This is a genomic window from Rhodoferax sp., assembly GCF_028689295.1.
Taxonomy (GTDB): Bacteria; Pseudomonadota; Gammaproteobacteria; order Burkholderiales; family Burkholderiaceae_C; genus Rhodoferax.
In genome coordinates this window covers 1-3,757 of record NZ_JAQTWL010000058.1, presented here as the reverse complement: position 1 = coordinate 3,757, position 3,757 = coordinate 1, and the positions used below count along the sequence as shown (strand labels likewise).

The window sequence follows — 3,757 nt, the reverse complement described above, 5'->3', positions numbered from 1 at the left end:
GCAAAGATAGCGGCGCTGACTTTTCAGTACCGCTGCATCAATCCATGCTCAGGCCCATGCTGCTGCTGGGCGCTGAGCGCGAGCTGATCCTGGCACTGGGCATCGTGGCCGGTGTGTTCATTGTTTCCTTGTTTCAACTCTGGGCCGCCATTTTTGGTCTGATTTTGTGGGCCGTCGGCGCATGGGTGTTGAATCGCGCGGCCAACTTTGACCCCCAACTCTCCAAGACCTTTGCTCGCAGTTTGCAATACCGCAAGCTGTACAAGAGTGCCGCAACCCCGTTTGCCTCGCCGCGCAAATTCGGAGGCTAAAAAATGCTCTTGAAAGAATTTCGCAGTCAGGCCCAAGGGCTGCCTGATCTGCTGCCCTGGGCGGCGCTGATCGACAACGGCGTGGTACTCACAAAATCTGGTGGCCTGCTGGCGGGTTTTGAGTTTCGCGGCCCGGACCTGGACAGTGCCACCAAAGAGGAACTGGCGGCCGTGTCGGCTCGGATCAATGCGGCCCTGGCGCTTGATGATGGTTGGAGCCTGAATGTAGATGCCGTGCGCCGTCAATCCCCTGGTTACCCTTTGGACGGCGCTTTCCCGGACCGTACCACCCGACTCCTGGACGATTGCCGCCGTCTCGCCCACGAAGGCGATTGGGCTGGTTTTCAAAGTGACTACACGCTGGTCTTGTGCTGGCATCCGGACCGTGATGCTGCGGCAAAAGCCGAGATGCTGTTTGTGGACGGGGCTCAAAAAACCGGGGTGGCAGAGCGTAGCCTGACCCGCTTCAAAGCCGCCTTGGCAGAAATCGAATCACGGCTGGCAGGAACGCTCAAAATCCGTCGCCTGGTGGACACAATCGACGAAGAGACCGGATCGGTCGAGAGTCAGATTCTGGCGCATTTGGCTTCGTGTGTCGCTCTGGCACCACGCGCCAGTTTCGTCATGGGTACGGTGCCAATGTACCTTGACGCGGTATTGGGTCATCACGACTTTGTGACGGGGTTCGAGCCCCGGATTGACGACAAAACGGCCATTTGCATCGCCGTGACGGGCTTTCCTGGCGCCAGTTTCCCCGGCATTCTGGACTTTTTGTCACGCTTGCCGGTGGAATACCGTTGGTCAAATCGTTTCATTTTTATGCCGATGCGTGAAGCGGACAAGGCCCTTGGCAACTACCGTTCCAAGTGGGCGCAAAAGCGGCTGTCACTGATGAATCTGATGCGCTCAAGCCAGGGCGGCGGCGTCACCCATGTGAATGCGGATGCGGACGATATGGCGGCGGACGCGGTCGCGGCCATGGCCGAGGCCAGCAGTGGCCTGGTGCGATTTGGCTATTACACCAGCGTCGTCTTGCTGTCTGGCGCCAATCTCCAGCAATTGCGTGATGCGGCTCAGTACGTGACAAAAATGATCGCCAATGCAGGATTCTCAGCGCGCGTCGAATCCGTCAATGCGGTGGAAGCCTATCTGGGCAGCATGCCTGGCAATCTGTATGCCAATGTGCGTCGCCCGCTGGTCAACACCTTGAACCTGGCGCACTTGCTGCCACTCACGGCGATATGGGCCGGACCGGATGCTCATCCCTGTCCCTTTTATCCTGAGCATTCGGCGCCGCTGCTGCAAGCCAAAACGGATGGCGCCACACCTTACCGGCTCTGTCTGCATGCTGGCGACCTGGGCCACACGGCCATCATCGGACCGACCGGCTCGGGCAAGTCCACGCTGTTGGCAACGCTGGTGGCGCAGCATTTTCGGTATCCGGGCGCGCAAGCCTTTGTCTTCGACAAGGGCTATTCCATGTTCCCCTTGGTGGCTGCGGCCGGTGGCCAGCATTACGAAATTGCCGGCGAATCAGACAACGTCACGTTTTGTCCCTTGGGGCAAATTGACAGTGAAGTTGAGCGCACCTGGGCGGCTGAATGGCTGGAAAGCCTGGCAGAGCTGCAAGGCGTGGCAATGTCACCGGAACTGCGCAAAGAACTCTTTCGCGCCGTCAACCAATTGGCAGCCTCCACAGACTGCGCGGAGCAACGCACGCTGTCAAACTTTCTGTTGACCCTGCAGGACAACCGTCTGCGTGAAGCGTTGGAATACTACTCGCTGCGTGGATCAGCGGGGCGGTTGCTGGATGCCGAAAGCGATGGACTGCAGGCGGACATCTTCCAGGTCTTCGAGCTTGAACACCTGATGGTGCGCGGCGAAAAGATTGTTTTGCCCGTTCTTGCCTATTTGTTTCACCGGCTTGAACAGCGTTTTCTGGGTCAACCCACCTTGTTGGTGCTTGATGAGGCCTGGATCATGTTGGGGCACCCAGCCTTCAGGGCCAAGATTAGGGAATGGCTGAAAGTGCTGCGCAAATCGAACGTGGCGGTCATTTTTGCCACCCAGTCCCTGAGCGATTTATCTGGCAGTGGCATTGCGGACGTGATTTTTGAGTCTTGTCCCTCAAAGATTCTGTTGCCCAACCCGCAAGCGCAAACCGAAGCCTTGTGCGGGCTGTACCAAGCGATTGGACTCAACCGGCGGCAAATCCAGATCGTCAGCAATGCCATACCTAAGCGCCAGTATTACCACCTGCACCCGGACGGCTCCCGCGTTTTTGAATTGGGACTGACGCCACCGGAAATGGCCTTTGTTGGGGCCAGTGGACGCGAGGATTTGGCGCGGATTCGTCATCTGCAAAAGCTCGATGCGCTTACCTGGCCGTCTGCCTGGTTGCGGGAGCGCGGCCAGTTCGACGCCGCCCGTTTATGGGATAGCTATTGACTGTGACAGGTCAGCAAAGAGCATCTGGCCCGACGCTCGCACAGACCTCCCCTGTGTCACCACGGTTTTACTGGTTGTTTGATCGTGGGAGGGCCACTTTTTTGCGTCAACTTGCGTCTGGCCGGTATGGGACAACAGTATTCAATAAAGGAAATCCCATGAAGCCCAAGAAGCTGCTTTCCAGCGCCGCAGTGGCGGCTGCCTTTGCTTTAGCGTCGATACCATCCGCTCACGCCGGTGGCGGTGGGTTTGTGGGTGCCATGGAAGCCACCCAGTGGCTGAACAACGCCGAGCTGGTCAATGTCTATTCAAGCAATCTGGAACAGCTGCAGCAGCAAATCCAGATGTACCAGAACATGTACCAGAACACGCTCGGCATTCCGATTCAGGCGTGGAGCGGCATTGCGGCGCGTTTGACATCGTTGGTCAGCACGATTCAAAACACGCAAGGCATTGTGAACGCCACTGTCAATTCCATCACCGACATGCAAACAACCTACGGCAACGGAAATTTGCTTTCGAACCAACAGCAAAATCTGGTGAATTGGAACAAGGGCTTGAACAACCAGATTGGGGCGGCTTTGCAGCAATTGGGCTTGAACGCCAACAATTTTTCGACAACGCAAAGTGCTTTGCAGCAAATTCAGTTGGCATCCCAGACTGCGGCGGGCCGGTTGCAAGCAATTCAGGCTGGCAATCAAATTGCCGGCATGATGGTCAATGAAACCCAAGCACTGCACGGCACCATCATTGCGGCGGAACAGGCCCGACTGAATGCCATCGCCAAACAGGAAAACGAAAAGTACCAGGACGAGCTTTTGTACCGCAACTTTTTTCGCAACCACTCCGGCCAATACTGAGCGGAGTGCTATCGATGCGGGTCGCCATTTTTCTGTTGCTGTGCTGCATCACGCCATGGGCGAATGCCGTTGGCATGATGGACACGCTGGTGAGTCAGGTTCAAGGCGCATCCGGCGGATGGATGGCGACCGCTTTGG

At 57.1% G+C, this 3,757-nt stretch carries 3 protein-coding genes; all 3 read left to right on the top strand.

Translation table 11 applies throughout. The features are described 5' to 3' along the window. The coding region (trbD, locus tag PHF15_RS16670; protein ID WP_300122973.1) for a conjugal transfer protein TrbD at window positions 1-311 on the top strand (311 nt) is incomplete at its 5' end. Window positions 312-314: 3 nt separating this feature from the next. Further along, on the top strand, window positions 315-2,759 hold the full coding sequence (locus PHF15_RS16665) for a DUF87 domain-containing protein (RefSeq protein WP_300122972.1): 2,445 nt from the start codon (window positions 315-317) through the stop codon (window positions 2,757-2,759). Between the two features lie 158 nt (window positions 2,760-2,917). Further along, window positions 2,918-3,619 carry a hypothetical protein gene (locus tag PHF15_RS16660; protein WP_300122971.1) on the top strand — a complete coding sequence of 234 codons (702 nt, stop codon included), beginning with the start codon at window positions 2,918-2,920 and terminating at the stop codon, window positions 3,617-3,619. Window positions 3,620-3,757 lie beyond the last annotated feature (138 nt).